At 60.4% G+C, this 23,601-nt stretch carries 19 protein-coding genes; 12 read left to right on the top strand and 7 right to left on the bottom strand.

Annotation, left to right across the window (positions count from 1 at the left end; genetic code table 11):
• The first annotated feature begins 248 nt into the window (after positions 1–248).
• The 5 genes from KGB23_RS12870 to KGB23_RS12850 all read left to right on the top strand — a co-directional run bounded on the left by KGB23_RS12870 (position 249) and on the right by KGB23_RS12850 (position 7,471).
• A complete protein-coding gene (locus KGB23_RS12870; protein ID WP_223431347.1) occupies positions 249–1,151 on the top strand; it encodes a LysR family transcriptional regulator in 903 nt (300 codons plus the stop codon).
• A 131-nt stretch (positions 1,152–1,282) separates the two neighbouring features.
• Positions 1,283–1,909, top strand: coding sequence for a glutathione S-transferase family protein (locus KGB23_RS12865; RefSeq protein WP_223431346.1), 627 nt, complete (start codon positions 1,283–1,285; stop codon positions 1,907–1,909).
• Between the two features lie 63 nt (positions 1,910–1,972).
• A complete protein-coding gene (locus KGB23_RS12860) occupies positions 1,973–4,003 on the top strand; it encodes a pyridoxamine 5'-phosphate oxidase family protein (RefSeq protein WP_223431345.1) in 2,031 nt (676 codons plus the stop codon).
• 170 nt (positions 4,004–4,173) lie between these two features.
• Positions 4,174–5,370, top strand: coding sequence for a DUF3142 domain-containing protein (locus KGB23_RS12855; protein WP_223431344.1), 1,197 nt, complete (start codon positions 4,174–4,176; stop codon positions 5,368–5,370).
• Positions 5,357–7,471, top strand: a complete 2,115-nt coding sequence (locus tag KGB23_RS12850; protein ID WP_223431343.1) for a hypothetical protein — start codon at positions 5,357–5,359, stop codon at positions 7,469–7,471. The genes KGB23_RS12855 and KGB23_RS12850 overlap by 14 nt, the downstream gene beginning before the upstream one ends.
• Positions 7,472–7,474: 3 nt before the next feature.
• Here KGB23_RS12850 and KGB23_RS12845 read toward each other — a convergent pair whose 3' ends face one another.
• Positions 7,475–8,104 (bottom strand): LysE family translocator, encoded by a 630-nt coding sequence (locus tag KGB23_RS12845; RefSeq protein WP_223431342.1) that lies wholly within the window; start codon positions 8,102–8,104, stop codon positions 7,475–7,477.
• A 145-nt stretch (positions 8,105–8,249) separates the two neighbouring features.
• On the opposite strand from KGB23_RS12845, the gene KGB23_RS12840 reads away from it, so the two are divergent.
• Entirely contained in the window at positions 8,250–8,723 is a 474-nt protein-coding gene (locus tag KGB23_RS12840) for an Lrp/AsnC family transcriptional regulator (RefSeq protein ID WP_046044944.1), read from the top strand.
• Positions 8,724–8,836: 113 nt separating this feature from the next.
• Here the strand turns inward: KGB23_RS12840 and lpdA are convergent, their stop codons facing one another.
• Complete coding sequence (lpdA, locus tag KGB23_RS12835) at positions 8,837–10,237, bottom strand: dihydrolipoyl dehydrogenase (protein ID WP_223431341.1); 1,401 nt, start codon at positions 10,235–10,237, stop codon at positions 8,837–8,839.
• 216 nt (positions 10,238–10,453) lie between these two features.
• Here lpdA and hflK (KGB23_RS12830) point away from each other — a divergent pair, with 216 nt between their 5' ends.
• The 5 genes from hflK (KGB23_RS12830) to cfaB all read left to right on the top strand — a co-directional run bounded on the left by hflK (KGB23_RS12830) (position 10,454) and on the right by cfaB (position 17,816).
• The gene (gene hflK / locus KGB23_RS12830; protein ID WP_223431379.1) at positions 10,454–12,412 is read left to right on the top strand and encodes a protease modulator HflK; all 1,959 of its coding nucleotides are present in this window, start codon (positions 10,454–10,456) and stop codon (positions 12,410–12,412) included.
• Positions 12,409–13,443 (top strand): protease modulator HflC, encoded by a 1,035-nt coding sequence (hflC, locus tag KGB23_RS12825; RefSeq protein WP_223431340.1) that lies wholly within the window; start codon positions 12,409–12,411, stop codon positions 13,441–13,443. Before hflK (KGB23_RS12830) ends, hflC begins: the two co-directional genes overlap by 4 nt.
• On the top strand, positions 13,440–14,498 hold the full coding sequence (hflK, locus tag KGB23_RS12820) for a protease modulator HflK (RefSeq protein WP_223431339.1): 1,059 nt from the start codon (positions 13,440–13,442) through the stop codon (positions 14,496–14,498). The genes hflC and hflK (KGB23_RS12820) overlap by 4 nt, the downstream gene beginning before the upstream one ends.
• On the top strand, positions 14,495–16,405 hold the full coding sequence (locus KGB23_RS12815) for a cation-translocating P-type ATPase (RefSeq protein WP_223431338.1): 1,911 nt from the start codon (positions 14,495–14,497) through the stop codon (positions 16,403–16,405). The genes hflK (KGB23_RS12820) and KGB23_RS12815 overlap by 4 nt, the downstream gene beginning before the upstream one ends.
• A 226-nt stretch (positions 16,406–16,631) precedes the next feature.
• Positions 16,632–17,816, top strand: a complete 1,185-nt coding sequence (gene cfaB / locus KGB23_RS12810; protein ID WP_223431337.1) for a C17 cyclopropane fatty acid synthase CfaB — start codon at positions 16,632–16,634, stop codon at positions 17,814–17,816.
• Here cfaB and cls read toward each other — a convergent pair.
• A complete protein-coding gene (cls, locus tag KGB23_RS12805) occupies positions 17,813–19,252 on the bottom strand; it encodes a cardiolipin synthase (protein ID WP_223431336.1) in 1,440 nt (479 codons plus the stop codon). The genes cfaB and cls overlap by 4 nt on opposite strands.
• A 132-nt stretch (positions 19,253–19,384) precedes the next feature.
• Here cls and KGB23_RS12800 point away from each other — a divergent pair, with 132 nt between their 5' ends.
• A complete protein-coding gene (locus KGB23_RS12800; RefSeq protein ID WP_223431335.1) occupies positions 19,385–19,906 on the top strand; it encodes a DUF3617 domain-containing protein in 522 nt (173 codons plus the stop codon).
• 23 nt (positions 19,907–19,929) lie between these two features.
• On the opposite strand, the gene KGB23_RS12795 is transcribed toward KGB23_RS12800, so the two are convergent.
• Genes KGB23_RS12795 through KGB23_RS12780 form a run of 4 tightly spaced genes read right to left on the bottom strand, consistent with a single transcriptional unit; the run spans position 19,930 to position 23,601 of the window.
• A complete protein-coding gene (locus KGB23_RS12795) occupies positions 19,930–20,811 on the bottom strand; it encodes a His/Gly/Thr/Pro-type tRNA ligase C-terminal domain-containing protein (protein WP_223431334.1) in 882 nt (293 codons plus the stop codon).
• A gap of 17 nt (positions 20,812–20,828) precedes the next feature.
• Complete coding sequence (locus tag KGB23_RS12790; protein ID WP_223431333.1) at positions 20,829–22,166, bottom strand: dihydroorotase; 1,338 nt, start codon at positions 22,164–22,166, stop codon at positions 20,829–20,831.
• Between the two features lie 2 nt (positions 22,167–22,168).
• Positions 22,169–22,729 (bottom strand): DapH/DapD/GlmU-related protein, encoded by a 561-nt coding sequence (locus KGB23_RS12785; RefSeq protein ID WP_223431332.1) that lies wholly within the window; start codon positions 22,727–22,729, stop codon positions 22,169–22,171.
• Entirely contained in the window at positions 22,726–23,601 is an 876-nt protein-coding gene (locus KGB23_RS12780) for a metal ABC transporter substrate-binding protein (RefSeq protein WP_223431331.1), read from the bottom strand. The genes KGB23_RS12785 and KGB23_RS12780 overlap by 4 nt, the downstream gene beginning before the upstream one ends.

The following is a 23,601-nucleotide window of genomic DNA, read 5'->3' as shown; positions in this document are numbered from 1 at the left end:
CAAGCAGAGGCGTTCAAGAAACGACGGGGGTGACGTTCATCAGGGTAGAGCCACCTGCAGTGCTCTCGATACTCTGATGCCGGTCAGGCTTTAGCGAGAAGTTTTTCGCAAGAAGCTTTGCGGTATTAAAGTTGTCTCCAGAACGCATGCATGTCCAAAACCTAAGTAATCTCTCGCTTTGGAATCAGGGCCAACATACAAGGAGTTGCCGCAGGCTGCGATCTTCTGATTTTTACTGAGGACACCATATGGACCGATTCCAGGAAATGCAGGTCTTCGCTGCTGTCGCCCAAGACCAAGGTTTCTCGGCGGCGGCGCGGCGTTTGGGCCTGTCGGCCGCCAGCGTCACTCGAGCCGTGGCGGCGCTGGAGAAACGCATCGGCACGTTGCTGCTGACGCGCACCACCCGCAGTGTGCATTTGAGCGAGGCGGGTCAGCGTTACCTGGAAGACTGTCGGAGGATTCTCGCCGAGGTACAGGAAGCCGAGGACTCGGCGGCGGGCAGCCACACTCAACCGCGTGGGCAACTGACAATTACCGCACCGGTGTTGTTTGGTGAGCTGTTTGTCACGCCAGTGATGGTGAATTATCTGACGCAGTTTCCTGAAGTCAGCATCAATGGGTTGCTGGTCGATCGAGTGGTCAGCATGGTCGAGGAGGGCATCGATATCGCCGTGCGGATCGGTGAGTTGCCCGACAGTAATCAGCACGCGATTCGCGTGGGTGAGGTTCGGCGGGTGATTTGCGGCTCGCCGGAATTCCTGGCGGCCCATGGTCGACCTCGACATCCTCAGGATCTGGCTCAGGCGCCGGTTATTGCGACGTCCTCTATCGGTCAGTCGAAAACCTGGCCGTTCCTCGAAGGGGGAGAGCCGCTGAGTGTTCGACCAGCGCCGCGCCTGGTGGTGACGGCCAATCAGGCGGCCATTACGGCGGCGTGCCTGGGTTTGGGGTTGACCCGGGTTCTGTCTTATCAGGTCGCGAGCAAAGTCGCCTCGGGTGAGCTGGAAATCGTTCTGGCTGACTTCGAACTGCCGCCATTGCCTATCCATGTGGTCTATCAGGGCGGGCGCAAGGCCCCTGCGCGGATTCGCAGTTTTGTGGATTTTGCGGTGAGCGCGCTGCGTGAGCACCCGTCCTTACAGGCGTGATGGTTTATTTCACCTAGTGAAATAATGGATTGCGTTGGCTGGTTATTCTGTTGTTTTGGTTGCGGGTGGAAGATAGCGCCCCATCGGTGCTGAACACTGTTCAACAGCGCCACCACCCAGCGGAGTCGACCATGCAAGCGATCAAACTCTACAACTTCCCACGTTCTGGCCACGCTCACCGTGTAGAGCTGATGCTGTCCCTGCTGCATCTGCCGACCGAGCTGATCTTTGTCGACTTGCCGAAGGGCGCGCACAAACAGCCGGATTTCCTCGCGCTCAACGCTTTTGGTCAAATTCCGGTCATCGATGATCAAGGCGTGGTGCTGGCTGACTCCAACGCGATTCTGGTTTATCTGGCGCAAAAATATGGCAACGGTCGTTGGCTGCCAGCCGATCCGGTCGGGGCGGCCAAGGTTCAGCGCTGGTTGTCGATTGCCGCTGGGCCGATTGCCTTTGGCCCCGCCAGAGCGAGGCTGATCACGGTGTTTGGTGCGGCTTACAACGCTGAAGAGGTGATCGCTTATTCCCACAACGTGCTCAAAGTGATCGATCAGGAACTGGCAGCAACGCCGTATCTGGCCGGCGCCGAGCCAACCATTGCCGACGTTTCGGCCTACAGCTACATCGCCCATGCGCCAGAAGGCAACGTGTCCCTTGAGGACTACGCCAACATCCGCGCCTGGCTGGCGCGGGTCGAAGCCTTGCCAGGGTTTGTCGGCATGCCGCGCACCGTTGCCGGTCTGCAAAAAACTGCCTGATGCTTACGGCCCGACACTTTCGGGTCGTTCACACTGCGCCGATGGCGCAGGGGAGAAGTCGTTGTGGACCGTTCACCCTGGCACGCCGGCGAGAAACAATTGCAGGCTCACGTAGGCATTGCCGAGCGAATGGAGGTGCTCGGTCGTAAGGTGATTCGCAGTGAAATGCCGGATCAGCACCGCACGTTCTATGAGCAACTGCCGTTCATGCTGTACGGCGCGGTGGATGCCGACGGTAATCCTTGGGCCAGTATTCTTGACGGGCCGCCGGGTTTCGCTCACTCGCCCACGCCGGGTGCGCTGCAATTCAGCAGCCTGCCGGGCGCTGAAGATCCTGCGCAATTGACGGCGGGCGCGGCGATCGGCCTGCTGGGGATCGAACTGCACACCCGTCGCCGCAACCGCCTCAATGGCCGAGTCGGCGCGATGACGGCAAGCGGCTTCGAGGTGGCGGTGGAGCAGTCCTTCGGCAATTGCCCGCAATACATCCAATTGCGCCAGTTTCGCTCGGTTCCACTGGCGGATCCGTCGACTCGCCTCGCGCAACACCTCAACGGGCTGGATGAAGCGGCCAAAACCCTGATCGCGGGAGCCGATACGTTCTTTGTCGCCAGTTACGTGGACGTTGATGGCCAACGTTCGGTGGACGTTTCTCACCGCGGCGGCCAGGCCGGTTTCGTACAGGTAGAAGGCAATCGCCTGACCATTCCGGATTTCGCCGGCAACCTGTTTTTCAACACTTTGGGCAACCTGCTGCTCAATCCCCGGGCCGGTTTGCTGTTTATCGATTTCAATTCGGGAGACCTGCTACACCTCAGCGGTCGCACCGAAGTCATTCTTGAAGGCCCACAGGTCGAGGCGTTTCAAGGGGCTGAGCGCTTGTGGACATTCGAGGTGGAAAGCGTGGTGCGTCGGCCCGGCGCGCTTGCTCTGCGCTGGCGCTTTGACGGTGTGTCGCCCACCAGTTTGCTGACCGGCACCTGGGAGCAGGCCAACGCCCGTCTGCAAGCCCAGGCCTTGGGCGATCGTTGGCGGCCGCTGCGGGTGGCGCGTATCAAAGAGGAAAGCCACAACATCCGCTCGATCTATCTGGAGCCTGCCGATGGGGCAGGGTTGCCGGTGTTTCAGGCCGGGCAGCATTTGCCGCTGCGGTTCAACATTGCCGGCGTGGTGCACATCCGCACTTACAGCCTGTCGAGCGCGCCGTCCGATGACTTTTTCCGCATCAGCGTGAAGCGTGAAGGCTTGGTGTCTTCGCATCTGCATGAACAGGTGCGCGTCGGTGATCTGTTGGAGGCCCGCGCGCCTCAAGGGCATTTCACCGTGGCACCTAATGAACGTCGGCCACTGGTGCTTCTGGCTGCCGGTGTCGGCATCACGCCGCTGCTGTCGATGCTGCGCGAAGTGGTTTATCAAGGCCTGCGCACCCGCCGCATCCGGCCGACCTGGTTTTTCCAGAGCTCTCGGACGTTGGCCGATCAAGTGTTTCGTCCTGAGCTGGATCGCTTGCTTGATGGCGCAGGTGACGCGGTCAGGGTGCTGCGTCTGGTGAGTCAGCCGGAAGCGGGGGCTTTGGAGGGTGAGGATTTCGACCTGACGGGGCGGATCGACACCGCGCTGCTCAAGACCCTCGTTGAAGTGGAGGACTACGATCAGCTGGATTTTGTCCTCTGTGGCCCGGGAAGTTTTACCCAAGGGCTGTACGACGGTCTGCGGGAACTGGACATCCGTGACGCAAGGATTCACGCCGAAACCTTCGGCCCCTCGACCTTGCGCCGGGTGCCGGACCCCGATGCGGTGATCATCGAGCAACCACCCGCAGCTACCACCTCGGTGCCGGTGGTGTTTCAGCGCTCGGCTAAGGAGGCTCGCTGGCAACCGGACGGCGGCAGTTTGCTGGAGTTGGCGGAAAGCCGTGGATTGCGCCCGGAATTCAGTTGTCGCGGCGGTTCCTGCGGGACCTGCAAGACTCGCCTGATCAGCGGCCAGGTGAATTATCCACAGCCGCCGGCCGAAGTGCCGGATGACGGACACGTGCTGATTTGTTGTGCGATTCCGGCGCAGGGGTCGCAGCCTTTGGTCCTCGACTTGTAGCAGCTGCCGAGCCTGCGAGGCTGCGTTCGGCTGCGAAGCAGTCGTAAAATCAGACACAGCGGTTCTTCAGATACACCGTGCACGTAGTATTGGCGACTGCTACGCAGCCGAACGCAGCCTCGCAGGCTCGACAGCTGCTACAAAGGATCTGATTCGGCTCAAGGGGCTTTATGTATTTTTTCGCTCGTCTGTCGGCGTTGATTGTCGCGGTGGCGTTGCTCAGCGGTTGCGAACGACAGGACGCGCCAGCGCTCGATCAGCAACTCTACGTCTGGCAACGGCAATGGACACCGGCCCACGAAGCGGCGCTGAGAGACAGCCGCGCTGGCTTTTCCACCCTGCGGGTGCTGGCCTTGCAGGCATTCCCGGAGGCGGGTTGGAGCCGGGCGCGGATTGACCCGGCGCTGCTCAAAGGTGATGGTCGGCCGCTGATCGCGGTGATTCGTCTCGATGGCCAGCTCAAGTCGCTGGATCGGGACGCAGTCACCGCGCAGATCCTGCAGGTGCTCGGCGATTGGCAAGGTCAGGGGTTGAATCTCTCCGGCGTGGAAATTGACCACGATGCCGGTAATGTTCGGCTACTGGCCTACCGCGAATTTCTTACGCAGTTGCGCGCAGTTCTGCCGGCCACTATTGCGCTGAGCATCACCGCGTTGCCGGCCTGGCTCGACAGTCCCGAATTGCCCGCATTGTTATCCACAGTCGACAGCAGCGTGTTGCAGGTGCACGCGGTGAGCGATCCGCGTCTTGGCTTGTTTGACCCGGATCTGGCCCGACAATGGGCCAAGGCCTGGAGCCGCATCACTTCGAAACCGTTCTATCTGGCGCTGCCGGCCTATGGTGTGGCGTTGTTGCCGGGAGGCGGCGGTGCACCGGTAGTGGAAAGCGAAGTACCCATCGAACGGGGCGGCAAACGTCGGGAATTGCTCTCCGATCCGCAGCAACTCAGCCGACTCGGGAGCGAGTTGCGCAACGATCCACCGGCGCATCTGGCGGGTCTGATCTGGTTTCGTTTGCCGCTGGCCAGCGACCGTCGGGCCTGGAGCCTGACGACCCTGAGCGCTGTGGCGCGTGGCGATGCACTCGACAGTCGACTGGCGCTGAAACTCTCGGTGCAGAACGACCTCTATGACATCAGCCTCAGCAATCAGGGCAACCTAGACAGCGCCTGGCCCGAACGCCTGACTCTCGCGGTGCAGGGCTGTGACGGTGCCGATGCGCTGGCCGGTTATGCGTTGCAACAGCGTCCGGATCTGCTTACCTTCACCCGCCTGCGCGACGGTCGAATACCGGCCGGCGGGCAGCGCGCCGTGGGTTGGGCTCGTTGCGCACATATTGATCAAGGAGGTTCGAATGTTGACCCGTAACTGGCCCCGCCATCTGCTTTGCCTGAGCCTCAGCCTGCCGCTGGGTTCGGCGCTGGCCTGTGGGCCGGACTTTCCGATGCGTCTGCTGGACAACCGCGGCCAGTCGCTGGCGGAATTGCCGGAAGGTAACTTCAGATTTGAAATCAGTCGCCTCGGGCATGCGGTCGCCGGGCTGAAGAATGTCACCGAAACCGCCTATAACATGGATGCGCCCGACTCCGCAGAACAGCGGGACAAGGCTGAACAATCCGGTTTGACGGCTGAGCAGCAGGTGCTGGTGAAACAGTTACGCAGCCTGACCGATGCGCATGAAGTCGAGATTCAGGGCGCGAACCTGCCGGCTGAACTCAAGCTTTATCTGGCCGGGGCTGTGGCATTTAATGCCGGTGATCATGGACTGGCCGCCGAGTACTTCCAGAAGGTGCTGGCATTGCCAGCGGATCAACGGGCGTTGCGCAGCACCTGGGCGGCTTACTCGTTAGGCCGGGCGCTGTTTGCCATGAGCTCAGAAGCGGACGCTGGCTCTGACTTGTTGGCTCAGTCTGGAAAGGCTTTCGAGCAGACCCGTCAGCTAAGCATCGGCGGTTTCAGCGATCCACTGGAACTGGGCGTCGCCAGCCTCGGTGAGGAGGCCCGCGTGGCCCGCACCGCCGGCGACTGGAACCGCGCCATCGAACTCTACGCCACGCAAAACCTTCAGGGTTCGGCGGTGGGTTACACCTCGTTGAAACTGTTGGTGGCCGACCTCGCGGCGATGCCTGACGATCAACTGGCCGTGTTGCTCAAGGGCAAACCGGTGCAGCAACTGGTGACAGCGTCGTTGATCAGCCGACTGGGCTGGTCATTCGGTGATCAACCGCCGAATGAATTGAAACTGATCAAACTGCTGCAGAACAGCACCCGCGGCAGCCTCGATAATGCTGATCGCCTGGCGGCGGTGAATTATCAACAGGGTGATTACGCCAGCGCCAAGGCGTTCCTCGAACACGCCGGTGATGGCGGACTGGCGTGGTGGCTGCGGGCCAAACTGGCCGTGCGCGATGGCGATAAAAACGCGGCTGCCGCGGCGTATGCCAAGGCTGCCCAGGCCTTCCCGCAGAACGAGTCGTGGGGTGAGCGGCGCACGCCAGACTGGGACTTCGAAACGCTCCAGCCCAAGTGCCGGGTTGAGGGTGAAAGCGCGATCCTGGCGTTGCAACGCGGGGATTACCTGCAAGCGTTCGATCAGCTTTATCGCAGTAAAGATATCTACTGGTTCGACGCCGCCACGGTCGCCGAGCGCGTGTTGACGGTCGATGAGCTCAAGCAATACGTCGACACTCAAGTGCCGGCGCCGCCCCCTCTGACTCAGCAGGATCGCGATAACTACGTGCAGTTACCGGTGGCGGCAAAACTGCGCAATTTGCTCGGGCGGCGCTTGTTGCGCGAAGAGCGGTCCGACGAAGCTTCAGCCTATTTCGATAACGCCGACTTGCAGGCCAAGGCCAAGTGGTACGGACAGTTGCGCCACGACGCCGAATCCAAGTGGTGGCCGACCAAACGGGCATTCGCTTATTACCATGCCGCGACACTGGCCCGTTTCGACGGAATGGAGTTGTTGGGCTACGAGATGTCCCCGGATTACGCCACCTTCGGCGGCAATTACAGTCTGGAAGCGCCCGAGCTCAAGGTTGGGCCGCTGATGGCCGAGGGCGAAATGCGGCGTCAGCAAGCCACGGTGGCGCAGCCTGATGAGCGTTTCCACTACCGTTTTGTCGCCACGGCGCTGGCGAGCAAGGCCGCTGATCATCTGCCCCACAGCAGTCAGGCGTTTGCTTCGGTGCTGTGCAAGGCTTCGTCGTGGGGCACCAGCCTGCAAGAGCAAAGCGCTTTCTACCGTCGGTATGTCGAGGAAGGCCCGTATGTGGTCTGGGCCGGCGATTTTGGTCACCAATGCCAGGAACCGGACTTTCAGAACGTCGACAAGCGCTATGTGACCCAGGTCACCGACGCCGCGCGCTCGCAGCTGCGGCCTTACAAAACACCGTTGCAGATTGGCGGTGTGATAGCGGTCACGGCGGCGGCGCTGTTGCTGATCAATCGCCGCCGCAAGACGCGGTAAGGCTCAAGCCTGTTGCACAAAGGTCAGCCGCACGGCGAAGCCGATCAACAGGCTGCCAAACAGCCATTGCTGCAGGCGCTGGGCTGAAGGACTGCGATGCAGCCAACGGCCAAGCGCTGCGCCGGTCAGTGCGTAAGCGCTGTCGAACAGCAAGCCGACACCGACCAGCACAATCCCGAGGGTCGCAAATTGCGCGAGCACCGGCCCGGCGTGTGGATCGATGAACTGCGGCAGCAGCACCGAGCAGAACAGCAAGGCTTTGGGGTTGAGCAGGTTGGTCAGCAAACCGCGCTGGATCGCTGCACGCCAGCGAGGTTTTTCAGTGGTGGCATCTGCTCCGTTCAAGTTCGGCAACATGGTGGTTCGCAGGCATTGAATGCCGATCCATAGCAGATACGCGGCCCCGGCCAGGCGTACCACGTCGAACGTCCAGGGCGCAGCCTTGAACAGTGCCGCCAACCCAAGCGCTGCCAACGCCACGTGGCATCCCCGGGCCACACCCAGACCTACCGCTGTGGCCAGCGCCGCGCCTTTGCCCTGACGGGCGCCGGTCTGCAACAACAGGATCATGTCCGGGCCCGGCAACAGATAGACCACCGCCAGCGCCATGAAAAACACCCAGAGTCCCGCCACGTTGCACCCCATTCGTTGTCGATTCGGTACGGCCAGTCTAGGGCTGAAGGACAGGGCAGGTGGTTGCGTAGTTCGCTTCTAAAATGCTTCCGGTTGGCATAACCTGCCACTCAATTGCAGGTAAACCATCAGGATCTGCCAAACCATGAAACTCGACGCCTATGACCGCAAGATTCTCGCAGCGCTGCAACGGGACGGTCGTCTGAGCAATGTGCAACTGGCTGACGAGATCGGTCTGTCCGCCTCGCCTTGTTTGCGCCGGGTTCGGATGCTCGAAGAAGCCGGGGTGATACGCGGTTACCAGGCCAATCTGGATCGCGACGAAGTAGGGCTTGGGCTGACGGTATTCGTCGGGGTCAAGGTCGAGCGGCACAACGATGAGCAGGCCGAATCCTTTCGCCTGGCCGTGACCGCGTTGCCCGAGGTGATTTCGGCCTTTCTGGTGTCAGGGGAATCGGACTTTCTGCTGCAAGTGGTGGTGCCGGACCTGCGTGCCTATGACCGTTTTCTCACGGGGCGTTTGCTGAAGTTGCCGGGTGTAAGCGACATTCGCAGTAACTTTGCGATTCATACGGTTAAAACCCCGGGGGCTTTGCCGCTGGAACATTTACCGGTCTGAGACCCAATCGCTAGCAAGCTCGCTCCCACATTGGTTTTGTGAACGCCACAGATCAAATGTGGGAGCGAGCTTGCTAGCGATAGCGGTAGACCCGCCACCGCCAACCTCCAGGCTTACATCTGCGTCGCCATCCCCTCCACATTCATCGCCGCCTGGCGCAAAGCCTCGGAGCGGGTCGGGTGTGGATGGCAGGTCAGGGCAATGTCTTCGGCGGAGGCGCTGAACTCCATGGCCACGCAATATTCGCCAATCATTTCACTGACACTTGGACCCACAAGGTGCACGCCGAGAATCTCGTCGGTGCGCTCATCGGCCAGCACTTTGGCGAAGCCTTCGGTTTCGTGATTGATCTTTGCCCGGCTGTTGGCGGTGAAGGGGAATTTGCCGACCTTGTAGGCACGACCTTCGGCCTTCAGTTGTTCTTCGGTCTTGCCGACGCTGGCCAGTTCGGGTTTGGTGTAGATCACGTTGGGGATCAGGTCGTAGTTGACCTCGGCCGCCTTGCCGACAATCTGCTCGATGCAGACCATGGCCTCGTCTTCGGCCTTGTGGGCGAGCATTGGCCCGGACGTGACGTCGCCGATCACCCAGATGCCAGCCGCTTCGGTGCGATGGCCCTTGTTGGCGAGCATGCCGCGTTTATCCGTGGCGAGACCTACGTTTTCCAGCCCCAGGCCTTGGGTGTAAGGCCGGCGTCCGATAGACACCAGCACGTAATCCGCTTCAATCGTTTCGGCCGTACCACCGGCGGCGGGCTCGACCCTGAGCTGAACGCCGGTCGCCGAGGTTGTGGCGCTGGTGACTTTGGAACTCAATTTGAAGTTGATGCCCTGTTTACTCAACGAACGTTGCAGGGTTTTACCTGCTTCACTGTCCACACCGGGGCAGATCCGGTCGAGAAACTCGATCACCGTCACCTGAGCGCCCAAACGCCGCCACACCGAACCCAGCTCTAGGCCGATCACTCCGGCGCCGATCACCACCAGATGCTTGGGCACTTCGGTCAGCGACAACGCGCCCGTCGAATCGAGGATGCGTTTGTTGTCGATGTCCACACCGGGCAGGGGAGTGGGCTCGGAACCGGTGGCGATGATGATGTTCTTGGTGTTCAGTTCGGTCTTGCCGCCCTGGCTATCGGTCACCGTCACTTTACCGGGGCCGTCGATGTGGCCCCAGCCCTTGACCCAGTGGACTTTGTTTTTGCGAAACAGAAACTCGATGCCCTTGGTCAATCCGGCAACGCTTTCATCCTTTTGTTTCATCATCTGCGCGAGGTTAAGCGTGGGTTTGACGTCAATCCCCAGGTTGGCGAATTCCGTGCCCATGGCGGCGTCGTAGAGTTCGGAGGCGTGCAGCAGCGCCTTTGACGGCATGCAACCGACGTTCAGGCAGGTGCCGCCGAGGGTGGCGCGTCCTTCTACGCAAACCGCTCTGAGGCCCAACTGACCGGCGCGGATCGCTGCGTTATAACCACCGGGGCCTCCGCCCAGAATCACGACGTCATAGATGCTCATGGTGTACTCCTGGAGTGAATCGGATCGGAATGGGTAAAACGTAGTCCTTGTGTAAAATTACGAACGTAATATGTGCGTTCCGCAGCATTTCGGTCAAGGCTTCAGTCAAGCGACAGGTTGAGCGCCTTTAGATAGTGCATTTAAGAACGGAAATTTCACGGCTTTCGTTATACCGTAACGTATTGCGATATGAGCAACGATAAACACTGGGGTGGTATGCAAGTCGATCTCTATGTCGATGGGACGCAAGTAGCCGGGCTGCCGCGTTTCCAGCAGGCGGTTTTTCAAGGGCGACGATTGCGTCAGTTCGCAATCGGTCTGGGCGCTCTTGCGGCGACAGGTTGGTTGCTGGCGTTTTTTGTCGGGCTGTTTGCGCCGCAGTCGCTCTGGCCCGCGTTGCTGGTGAATCAGAGCGCCGGTTTGCTGGTGCTGGTCGCCGGTTTGCAATCGGCCTGGTGGGTGACGCAGTGGCGCGCGCGGGCGTTGAACCCGGTTGTGAAGGTCGTCGTTGCTGACGAAGTCGTTGCCCCGGTGGGCTGGTACGAACGGCTGCTGGATCGGCTCAGCCAGCGATGGCTGCGAATGCTGGTGCAGATCGGCGCCCCGACGCTGTGGCTCGCGGGTTGGTCGCTGTTGACGTTGTTGAGCATCGAACAAGTCTGGAACCTTGCACTGCCGCCGGCCGCACTGGGATTGTCGGCCAGTGTCGGTGCGGCGCTGTCGTTGTTGCTGGCCTTCGGTTTACTGGTACTGGAGCGTCAACTGGCGCAGGAAAACGTCGCGCAATGGCCCGAAGCTGCCTCGTTGGCGCAGCTGACACGGGTGGCGATCATTGGCCTGGTGCTCAGCGCTTTGTGCCTGTTGTTGGGTAGCGAAACCTCGGTATGGCCGGTGCGTCTGGCGGTACTGATTGGCTTGCTGCCAGGGTTGGTCGCCGCCGAGCTGCTGTTGCGCGCCCTGCTGTCGTTGTTCAGTCCGCAGCGCGAACAACTCGAACCTGCCTTGCTGGCGCGCAGCTTCGTCGCCGACATGCTGCGTTGGCCGCCGCAACCTTTGCTGGCGTTGCAGCACGAATTGCACAACCGCTTCGGTATCGACCTGCGGCAGATCTGGGCCTTCACCTACATGCGTCGGGCGTTTTTTCCGGTGCTGATGGTGGTGGCAATTGTCGGTTGGTCACTGACCGGCGTTCACGAAATACCGCTGCAAGGGCGGGGCATCTACGAGCGATTCGGCAAACCAGTGGACGTGTTCGGTCCCGGTTTGCACGCAGGTTTGCCCTGGCCGCTGGGCCGAGTGTTGAGTGTCGAGAACGGTGTGGTCCACGAGTTGGCCACCAGTGTTGGCGACACACCGGCGCCGGTGGTGGCCGAACCTGCCGAAGGCCCGGCACCCGCGATTGCCAATCGCTTGTGGGACGCCAGCCATGTGAACGACAAATCCCAAGTTATCGCCAGCAGCCGAGCCGACAAGCAGAGCTTCCAGATCGTCAACATGGACGTGCGTTTCGTCTACCGCATCGGTCTGAGTGATCAAGCGGCGTTGGCCGCAACCTACAACAGCGCTGATGTCCCGACGCTGATCCGCACCACCGCCAGCCGAATTCTGGTCCACGATTTCGCCTCGCGAACCCTCGACGGTTTGCTCGGTGAAGACAGGGTAGGGCTTGCCGAAGAGATTGGTCGGGCGGTACAGGCTGACCTGCAGAAACTCGACAGCGGCGTGGAAATTCTCGCCACCGTGGTCGAGGCGATTCATCCGCCGGCCGGTGCCGCCAATGCCTATCACGGCGTCCAGGCTGCGCAGATTGGTGCCCAGGCATTGATTTCCCGCGAGCGTGGGGCGGCTGCGGAGGCCACCAACCAGGCGCAATTGCTGGCCAGCATCGCTCGCGATCAAGCAACGGCCAGCGCTCGTGAAATCAACGCTACCGCTCAAGCGGCAGATCTGCGGTTCAGCGCCGAACAAAAGGCCTACGCCAGCGCCGGCCAGGCCTTCGTGCTGGAGCAGTACTTCAGCCAACTGTCCCAGGGCCTGGCCAATGCCAGGTTGTTGGTGCTTGATCATCGTCTGGGCGGCAACAGTAATGCGCCGACTATCGACTTACGTACGTTCACGCTGCCGGCTGACCTTGCGCCGGCGCGTAAAACCGCTCAGCCAGGAGCTGCCAATTGAGCCAGTCGCACACTCACGATCACGATGACCACACTGGCCACGATCACGGCCATGGCGGGCATCACCACGGCCATCACCACCACGGTGATCCACAAGAAGCCGGCCCGTTCCCGTGGCGGCGAATGGGCTGGGCAGCGTTGCTGGTGGCGTTCGCCATCGCGGCAGCGAGCCTGGTGCAAGTGCGTTCGGGAGAGGCCACGGTGATCACCCGTTTTGGTAATCCATCGCGGGTATTGCTGGAACCAGGTCTTGGCTGGCGTTGGCCTGCTCCTTTTGAAGCGGCGATTCCTGTCGATCTGCGACTGCGCACGACCTCGAGTGGTTTACAGGATGTGGGTACGCGGGACGGTTTGCGCATCATCGTTCAGGCTTATGTGGCCTGGCAGGTTCAGGGCGATCCGGACAACGTGCAACGCTTCATGCGTGCTGTACAGAATCAGCCGGACGAAGCAGCGCGGCAGATTCGTACGTTTGTGGGTTCGGCTCTGGAAACCACGGCCAGCAGTTTTGATCTGGCTAACCTGGTGAATACCGACGCCAATCAAGTTCACATCGCTGATTTTGAAGCGCAGTTGCGTCAGCAAATCGATCAGCAGCTGCTCACGACTTATGGTGTGCGGGTGGTGCAAGTCGGCATCGAGCGTCTGACTTTACCGTCGGTAACCCTCACCGCTACGGTCGATCGCATGCGTGCCGAGCGTGAAACAATCGCCACCGAACGCACGGCCATCGGCAAGCGCGAAGCGGCGCAAATCCGCTCCGCTGCCGAGCGTGACGCGCGCATCGTGCAGGCCGACGCCACGGTAAAAGCGGCGGACATCGAAGCACAATCGCGCGTTGAAGCCGCGCAGATTTATGGCCGCGCCTATGCCGGGTCGCCTCAGCTCTACAACCTGCTGCGCTCCCTCGACACACTAGGCACGATCGTCACGCCCGGCACCAAACTGATTCTGCGCACCGACGCCGTGCCGTTCCGGGTGTTGGTTGACGGTCCGCCGACCCTTGATAACAAGTCCGGGTCGCAGCCATGAAATTAGTTCCACGTGGAACAAATGAGTTAAGCAGTCCCTGGATTCAGGCGGGACGATTGGCTTTTTTGGCCCTTTACGCCGTGACAGTGCTAGCCGCTTTGGTGTGGGCGTTATCCAATGTGCGGCAGATCGATCCGCAAAATCGCGCGGTGGTTTTGCACTTCGGCGCGCTGGATCGCATCCAGAATGCTGGCTTGCTATTGGCCTGGCCCCGCCCGTTTGAGCAGGTGATTTTGTTGCCCGCGGCGGACCGGGTGATTGAGCGTCGGGTGGAAAATCTGCTGCGCACCGATGCCGCGTTGCAGGCAGACCGGGCAGCGAGTTTCGCCACACCGATCAGCGATGCACTCGCCGGCTCGGGTTATTTGCTCACCGGTGACGCGGGCGTGGTGCAGCTGGATGTGCGGGTTTTCTACAAAGTCACCGAGCCATATGCCTTCGTTCTTCAAGGCGAACATGTGTTGCCGGCACTGGATCGATTGGTGACTCGCAGCGCGGTGGCCCTCACTGCCGCACGAGATCTGGACACCATTCTAGTAGCGCGACCGGAACTCATCGGCGCGGATAAACAGGCTGCCGAAAGACGCGAACGTCTGCGCGGTGATCTGGTGCAAGGCATCAATCAGCGGTTGGCTGACCTGACCGCGACCGGGCAGGGGTTAGGGATTGAAGTGGCGCGAGTCGACGTGCAATCGAGTCTGCCCGGCCCGGCGGTCAACGCCTTCAACGCGGTTCTGACCGCCAGTCAACAAGCCGATAAAGCTGTGGCCAATGCGCGCACTGAAGCCGAGAAACTGACTCAGACTGCCAACGAACAAGCCGATCGCACGCTGCAAGTCGCTCACGCCCAAGCGAGTGAACGGCTGGCCAAAGCCTCGGCGGACACAGCCACGGTGTTGAGCCTGGCGAAGGCGCAACAACAAGGCACCGACCCGCAAATGCTGCTGCGCATCTACCGCGAGCGGATGCCGAAGATTCTCGGTCAGGCCGGCTCGGTGACCACGGTCAATCCGAAAGACGATTCCCGCCTGATCATTCAGGGAGCTGCTCAATGACCACCCAAACCGCCGCCGCACCGAGCATGTTGTCCTCGGCTGAACAACGCAGCGCCGCCCGGCAATTGACCCTGGCCATGCTCGCATTGGGCCTGCTTGCGCTCGGCCTGACCTGGCGCTGGTTGTCGCCGGAGCAGACGGGCGTCAGTCAATTGCTGCTGGGCTTTGCTTCGTTACTGGTGGCCGTGCCCGTGATGCGTTCCGCCTGGTACAGCCTGCGTTATCCGAGCTTGCACGGGATCACGGATCAATTGATCGCGTTGGCCATGCTCGGGGCGTGGGCCACGGGTGATCTGCTGACCGCGGCGTTGCTGCCGATCATCATGATCTTCGGCCACGTGCTGGAAGAGCGCAGCGTGATCGGTTCCCAGGAGGCGATACGCGCCCTCGGCAAGCTGACTCGCAGCCACGCGCGCAAAGTTCAGGCCGATGGCTCCATCGTCGAAGTCGATAACGGCACACTCAAGGCCGGCGACCTCGTCGAGGTGCGCGCGGGTGACCGGGTGCCGGCGGATGGTCGGGTGCTGTCCGGTCAGGCGAGCCTGGACACCGCTTCGATTACTGGCGAATCGGTGCCGATGGAGGCGGGTGTCGGCATGCAAGTCTTCGGCGGCGCGATCAACCTCGACGGACTGCTGCGTATTGAAGTGACCCGCACCGGCAATGAGTCGACCCTCGGCAAAGTCATCGCGCTGATGCAAAGTGCCGAGCGTTCCAAACCACCGATCACGCGTTTGCTGGAACGCTACGCCGGCAGCTACATGGTGCTGGTGTTGCTGCTGGCCGCCGTGACCTGGTTCGTCACTAACGATGCTCAGGCCATGCTCGCGGTGTTGGTGGCGGCCTGTCCTTGTGCATTGGTGTTGTCCGCGCCGGCCACGGCGATTGCCGGGGTGGCGGTGGCGGCTCGTCACGGGATTCTGATTCGCAGCTCCGCGTTCCTCGAAGAGTTGGCAGACCTGACTTCACTGGTGGTCGACAAGACCGGAACCCTGACCTTCGGCACCTTGCGTTTGCAATCCATCGACAGCCCAATCGAGGATCGCAGCCACGTCCTTAAACTCGCTGCCAGCCTCGGTTCTGCCAGCAGTCATCCGGTCAGCCGCGCGCTCGCCGGGTTGGTCACCCAGGAACATTTTCTGCTGCTCTCCGACATCCACGAACGTCAGGGGCTGGGCGTGGTGGCGATGACGGAGCAGGGCGAGGCGGCGCTCGGTCGTCCAGAGCTATTTGCCCAGTTGGGTATCGCGACATCAAGTGTCCCCGACCACGATGGTCCGATTGCCGGGCTAGCGCTCAACGGTGAATTCCTCGCCTGGCTGTTGCTGGCCGACAGCGTCAAACCTGAGGCTCGATTTGCGTTGAGCGAGCTACGTGAGTTGGGGTTGGGTCGGCAGTTGCTGCTGACAGGTGATCGGCAAAGCGTTGCGCACACATTGGCGCGAGATGTCGGGATCAGCGACGTTGAAGCTCAAGCGTTGCCCGAGGACAAACTCAATCGCGTGCTGAAGGAAATCGGCAGCGGCTTCCGGCCGATGGTCGTGGGAGATGGGATCAACGATTCGCTGGCGCTCAAGGCCGGTGTGGTCGGCGTGGCGATGGGCGCGGGCGGGGCGGACATCGCGCTGGCCTCGGCCGACATCGTCCTGATCGGCAGCGACCTGCGTCGACTCGGTACATGTGTGCGTTTGAGTCGCCAATGCCGGCACACGTTGCAGGTTAACGTGATCATCGGTCTGGGCTGGACGTTGGCGATTGTAGCCTTCGCCGCCTTCGGCTGGCTCGGTGCTGCGGGCGCGATGATTGCTGCGCTGCTGCACAACTTCAGCACCTTGCTGGTGTTGGGGAATGCCGGGCGTTTACTGCGTTTTCAGGAACCATTGCTCAAGCTTGAGGATGAGGATTGAGTACGCCGGGTGAATGCTCTAAACAGCATGAACACGGGCGATTTCAAGTTTTCAGAACTGTACGACGAATTCGTAGTCATCTAGGTGAGGGCAATCACTTTTGTGAATTCGCGACGGTGGGTTCGAGCGTTACGAATTATAGAAAAGGGCTATTAATTCGATAGCCAGCTATTTTTCAAGGATGGGCTACCCTCACATCAGACGTCTGAAACAAGAGGGTCTATCCATGCTCGCGCATCTTCCTCCGGCCTTACAGAATCTGCAGTTACCGCTACGCCTGCGACTCTGGGACGGCCATGAATTCAATCTGGGGCCGACGCCTAGCGTCACTATTGTGGTCAAGGACCCACAAATGGTTACCCAGTTCACTCACCCAAGCCTGGACGCGCTCGGAGCGGCGTTTGTCGAAGGTAAACTTGAGCTGGAAGGCTCCATCAGTGACGTGATCCGCGTCTGCGATGAGTGGAGTCAGGCGTTGCTCGGTGATCAAGACAGTCAACCGGTGCGCACCGCTCACGACAAAGAAGCCGACGCCAAGGCGATTTCCTACCACTACGACCTTTCCAACGCGTTTTATCAACTGTGGCTCGACAGTGACATGGCGTATTCCTGCGCCTATTTCGAGACCGGCAGTGAAACGCTGGAGCAAGCTCAGCAAGCCAAATTCCGTCACTTGTGCCGCAAGCTGCGGCTGCAACCAGGGGAATATCTGCTGGATGTCGGCTGCGGTTGGGGCGGACTGGCGCGGTATGCGGCTCGGGAGTTTGGCGCGAAGGTATTCGGGATCACCCTCAGTAAAGAGCAACTGGCACTTGCCCGTGAACGGGTGACTGCCGAAGGCCTGGACGATCTGGTCGAACTGCAACTGCTCGACTACCGCGACCTGCCTCAGGACGGTCGCTTCGACAAAGTGGTCAGTGTCGGCATGTTCGAACACGTTGGCCACGCCAATCTGGCCGAGTACTGCAACACCTTGTTCGGTGCGGTGAAAGAGGGCGGCCTGGTGATGAACCACGGGATTACCGCCAAACACATCGACGGCCGTCCGGTGGGGCGCGGTGCCGGCGAATTCATCGAGAAATATGTGTTCCCCAATGGCGAGCTGCCGCATCTATCGATGATCTCTGCCGAGATCAGTGAAGCAGGGCTGGAGATCGTCGACGTCGAGAGTCTGCGCCTGCACTACGCGCGTACCCTGGACCACTGGAGTGAACGCCTGGAAGACAATCTGGAAGCGGCTTCCAGGCTGGTACCAGAGCAGGCCTTACGGATCTGGCGGCTGTACCTGGCGGGATGCGCTTACGCGTTCGCCAAGGGCTGGATCAATCTGCACCAGATTCTCGCGGTGAAAGCTCACCCCGATGGCAGCCATGAACTGCCATGGACGCGAGACGATATCTACAACCCTTAAAGTATCGGCGAAATAAGCCGGGCGACCCGCATGCCGACCTGTTGCAGGCGACGGGTCTCCCGGCTTTCTTCTTTGGCGATCTCGTGAGCCTGGGCGAAGTCATCGTTGAGCATTTGTTCTACTTCGGCGGCAAACGCGCTGTCGACTGTCAGCAACATCACTTCAAAATTCAGCCGGAACGAGCGGTTGTCCAGATTGGCACTGCCAATGGCGCTGATTTCACTGTCGATCAATACCACTTTCTGATGCAGGAATCCCGGCTCGTAGCGGAACACCCGCACGCCGGCGCGCACGGCTTCGAAGGCATAAAGGCTGGAGGCGGCGTAGACGATCCGGTGGTCCGGTCGTGAGGGCAGCAGCAGCCGCACATCCACGCCTCGCAGAACTGCCAGCCTTAACGCAGCGAACACGGCTTCGTCGGGGATGAAATACGGGCTGGTGATCCACACCCGTTCGGTGGCGGCATGAATGGCTTCAACGAAGAATAACGAACAGGTTTCGTAGGAATCCGCCGGGCCGCTGGCGAGCAATTGGCAGAGTACGCCGTCGTCCGGGTAAACGTCCGGCAGGATCAGCGGCGGCAATGAGCGGGCGGCCCAAAACCAGTCTTCTGCAAAAGATTCCTGCATGCAGGCCACCACCGGCCCGCGTACTTGCACATGGGTATCGCGCCACGGCGCGAGGGGTGGTTTCTCGCCCATGTATTCGTCGCCGACGTTGTGCCCACCGACGAAACCCAGCACTCCATCGACTACCACAATCTTGCGGTGGTTGCGGAAGTTGACCTGGAAGCGGTTGAGCCAGCCGCTACGGGTGGCAAAGGCTTTGACCTCGACGCCGGCATCGCGTAACGGTTGCACGTAACTGTGAGGCAGGGAATGGCTGCCGATGCGGTCGTACAATAAATAGACCGCTACGCCTTCGGCGGCTTTCTGCAGCAGCAAGGTTTGCAGGCGTTGGCCAAGGCGATCGTCGTGGATGATGAAAAACTGAATCAGCACTGCTTCCTTCGCGTTGCTGATGGCTTCAAAAATGGCGTTGAAGGTGGCCTGGCCGTCGATCAGCAAACGCACTTCGTTGTTCGCCAGGCACGGCATGCGCCCCAGTTTCGGCATGGCCCTCAAGGACGCGTAAGCATTTGAGGCGCGAGCGGTCAGCGCCTCTTCTACCCAAGGGCGCCAGTTGAGCTCGGAGATTGCTTTGCGCATTTCTTCGTTGGCCTGGCGCCGAGCCTTGATGTAGCCATCGAAGGTACTGCGGCCGAAGACCAGATAGGGGATGAGTGTGAGGTAGGGAATAAACAGCAACGACAGGGCCCAGGCAATCGATCCCTGGGCGGTCCGGACGGTGAGCACGGCGTGGATGGCAGCGATCAGGCCCAGCGTGTGAAGCAGTGCAATCATATAGCCAAAAATATGCGGTCCAAAGTAATCCATGGGGGCAGCCTTGCTCCTGAAGATTCAATGCTTAACAGACCATGTTCCGTGCAGAATGTCGCTATTTAATTGGCCCATGAACCGAAGCCACTCGCTGACGTCTAACGGCCACAACTGATCAGGAGTTACTCGATGAACGTTCGTCTGCTGGGTTTGGCCATGGCTGTTGGTTTGTCACTTCCTGTGGCCGCTCAGGCGCAGATGTTGCAGCCCGGTTTGTGGGAAATGACCACAAGCAACATGAAGGTCGATGACCAGAATCTCCCGGATTTACAGCTGATCCTTGGCCAGATACAGAGCCAGATGACCCCTCAACAGCGCGCGCAGCTCGAAAAGCAGGGCATCACCATGGGCGGCAACGGGATTCGGGCTTGCTTGACGCCGGAACAAGTGAAGACTAACGACATTCCGCTGACCGATCCGCAGTCGGGCTGCAAGCAGGAAATCACCGACCGCACAGGGAATCAGTGGAAATTCCGCTTCAGCTGTCCGAAAGCGCAGGGCACCGGTGTCGCCACTTTCCTCAGTGATCGTGAGTTCACCACTAAGGTTAACGGCACCTTCAATGCCACCGGCATTCAGCAGAAGGGCAGCCTCGATAGCCGCGCCGTGTGGTTGGGCCAGGATTGCGGGACCGTTAAGCCAAGAGCTTAAAAGCCCGTCAGCAGACCCGCGCCCTACATGACAGTGTGGGAGCGGGCCTGATTCAACCACTCACACACCTTCTCAACACCCATCCTCCCGAAGTCTTCACCTGTGCGGCTACGCACACTGACAAACCCGCCTGCTTTTTCTTTCTCCCCGATCACCACCAGATACGGCACGTGCTGACTGTGCTCGCGAATCTTTTGGCGGACTTTCTCGTGACGCAGATCCGAGCGGGCGCGCACGCCACTTCGACGCAATGCCTCGGTCACCGACTGCGCATAATCCGCCTGACGTTCGTCCATGCTGACGATCATGACTTGCGGCGGTGCGCGCCAGTTATCGAGCTCTTGTTGGCAGGACCAGCACGTACCGTAAATCCGTTGCGGCAACGTATCGCTGATGTGGTCGAGGGTGAACGCTTGCAGCACTCTGGTCGCAGGGACATGCGGGCCAGCGGTCGTAGATTCGAAGTTCCCCAGGCGGTACAGCGATGTCTTTCCTTGACGGCGAATCGAATGATTAGTCGCCGCCAGCGCCTGCATGCGAGCCTCGATCAGTGGCAGGTCTGTCTGCGTTAAGGATCGCTCGGCAGAAAACTCATGAAAGAACCCGTCGCCCAGCGCTGTTCCTGCGTGCAGTTGCACCTGTGGATGGAGTTGTTTAACGGCCATGGCCAGCATCAGCACGCAGGAGCGTCGCAGGATCTCCAGACCATCGGGTTCTTGAGGCGTGACGATGCTGACCCTGGCATCGGCTTCGATCATGAACTCACAGTCCACCAGGATGCCGTCCACTCGGCCGGCCACCGCTGCTTTTGCCAGTCCGGGTCCGATACTCGCGGCGAGCTCGTACACCGACAGTGGCTGGTCGTATTCACGCAATGAACCATCGCTCAGGGTGATGTGAATCATGTCGGTGCTCTCGAGTGCTAGCGCATAAACCGTAGTGGTAAACCCAGGCAGTTGTCATTAAGACGTTTGTCGTGCCAGGCAATTTGCCCCGACACGATCGTGGTGCTGACGCTGTGGCGGAAACGCTTGCGGGCAAAAGGTGTCCAGCCGCATTGAGACAGGATCGGCTGCTGGGAAACGGCGACGCCACCAGGTTCCGGTTTGATCAGAACGAGGTCGGCCCAATAGCCTTCGCGCAGATAACCTCGGTCGGGAATGGCGAACAGATCGGCGACCCGGTGACTGGTTTTTGCGACGAGCGTAGTGATCGGCAACACTTCATCCGCGACCAGTTCCAGCAACGCGGGCAGGGCGTGTTGCACCAACGGCAAACCGGAAGGCGCCTGGCTGTACGGTCGCTGTTTTTCAGCCCAGGTGTGGGGCGCGTGATCGCTGCCGATCACGTCGAGCCGATGGCTCAGCAACGCTTCGCGCAAGGCATCGCGGTCGGCCTGGGTTTTGATCGCCGGGTTGCACTTGATCAGGTTGCCGAGGCTCGGGTAATCCCGGTCATCGAACAGCAAGTGGTGCAGGCAGACTTCGGCGGTGATGCGTTTCTGGGCCAGCGGCTTGTCTTCGAACAACGCCAGTTCGCGGGCGGTGGTCAGGTGCAGAACGTGCAGTCGGGTGCCGTGACGCCTGGCCAGGTCCACGGCCATAGAGGAAGAGCGAAAGCAGGCCTCGGCGTTGCGGATCAGCGGGTGGGCCGCAGCAGGAATGTGTTCGCCGAACAAGTCACGCAGGTTCGCGGCATTGGCGTTGATGCTGGGCGTGTGTTCGCAGTGGGCCAACAAAAGGGTCGGCACCTCGGCAAATAGCCGCTCCAGAATCTTTGGGTCATCGACCAGCATGTTGCCGGTCGAGGCGCCCATGAACACTTTGACGCCGGCGACTTCACAGGGGTTGAGCCTGGCGACTGTGTCGAGATTGTCGTTGCTCACGCCGAAATGAAAGCCGTAATTGGCGACGGAGTTGATCGCCGCGTGGCGCTTTTTGTCGGCCAGTGCGCTGAGGGTCAGGGTCGCCGGATGGGTGTTGGGCATGTCCATGAAGCTGGTGATGCCACCGGCCACCGCCGCCCGCGATTCGGTGTAGAAGCTGCCCTTGTCTGGCGAGCCTGGATCGCGGAAATGCACTTGGTCGTCGATCATTCCGGGCAGCAGCCATTGCCCTTGTGCATCAATTTCCACGTCGGCATTTTCACCTTGGATGCTGCTGGTGATCTTCACGATTCGGCCGTTGCTCACCAACAGATCACCCTCAAACTCCCTACCTTCGTTCACCAACCGGGCATTGCGAATCAGCACGCTGCTCATGGTCAGAACTCGTTCTGCAGGGCTTTGTAGCCGCGCACCAGATCGACGTTGGTGCGCGCCACGTCCTCGGAAAACTCCGAGGCGCTGATGCTCACCGGTGGGAACTGCGACAGATCTGTCTTCGGGCCGATGCGGGTGGTGGAGGGCACGTAGAAGTCTTCGGGCAAGTCGCGACCATCGACCACCGAGTTGTGCCGCACCACGCAACCGTCACCGACTGCGCAGTTGAACAGCACGCTGTTGAACCCGATAAACACCCGGTCGCCGACCTTGCACGGACCATGAACGATCGAGCGGTGGGCGATGGAGCTGAACTCGCCGATGGTCACTGCCGCGCCGGACTTGGAGTGGATCACCACGCCATCCTGGATGTTCGAGTTGGCGCCGATGGTGATCGGTTCCATCTCGCCTGAGGCATCCACTTCGTCGGCACGAATCACCGCGTAAGGACCGACGAAGACGTTTTTGCCGATCACCACTTTGCCGCAGATGATGGCGGTTTTATCCACGTACGCTGACTCGGCAATCAATGGTAAATCACCCGAAGGATTCTTGCGGATCATGGCTTGCTCAACGCCTCGTACAAGGTGTTGAGGTTGTACTCGAACAACCCGGCGAAGGTGCTGGCCGGCCCGCTGGCCGCGAGCGCATCGGAGTACAACGTGCCACCGATGTGCGCGCCGCTTTCATCGGCAATCTGCTTGAGCAGGCGTGCATCCTTGATGTTTTCCATGAATACGGCTTTGACCTTGGCTTGGCGTATCTGGGTGATCAGCGCAGCGACTTCGGCGGCTGACGGTTCGCGCTCGGTGGACAGGCCTTGAGGGGCCATGAAGTCGATGCCATAAGCCTGACCGAGATAACCGAAGGCGTCATGGGACGTCACGATTTTGCGATTGCCCGGTGGCAGCGAACCGAGTTTGACCTTGGCGTCGGCAAGCAGCGCGTAGATCTGTTTCAGGTAGGTCTGACTGTTGCGTTCGTAGTCGGCTTTGTTCGTCGGGTCAGCGGCGATCAGCGCCTTGGTGATGTTGCTGATATACAGCTCAGCGTTCGCCAGATTGTGCCAAGCGTGCGGGTCGGGAATCGTCTCGCCATCTTCATCCAGGGAGCGCGGGATGACGCCGCGACTCGCGCTGATCAATGGCGCTTTGGTCTCGGTGCTGGTCACCAGACGGTCCAGCCAAGGCTCGAAACCCAAGCCGTTTTTGATGATGAGTTTGGCTTTGAGCAACGCCTTGGCGTCGTCCGGGGTCGGCTCGTACGTGTGAGCATCGGCATCCGGGCCGACCATGTTGGTGATCTGGATATGGTCGCCGCCGACTTGATGGGTCATGTCCGCGAGGATGCTGAAACTGGTGACTACCTGAAGTTTTTCCGCAGCAGACAGCGACATCGACAGCAGCAAACTGAACAGCACGAGTAGAACGCGCAT

Origin of the sequence: Pseudomonas sp. GL-B-26 (assembly GCF_019947405.1) — a bacterium.
In the GTDB taxonomy this organism is placed as follows: domain Bacteria; phylum Pseudomonadota; class Gammaproteobacteria; order Pseudomonadales; family Pseudomonadaceae; genus Aquipseudomonas.
The sequence above is the reverse complement of the archived record's forward strand: the minus strand, read 5'-3'. Positions and strand labels throughout refer to the sequence as shown.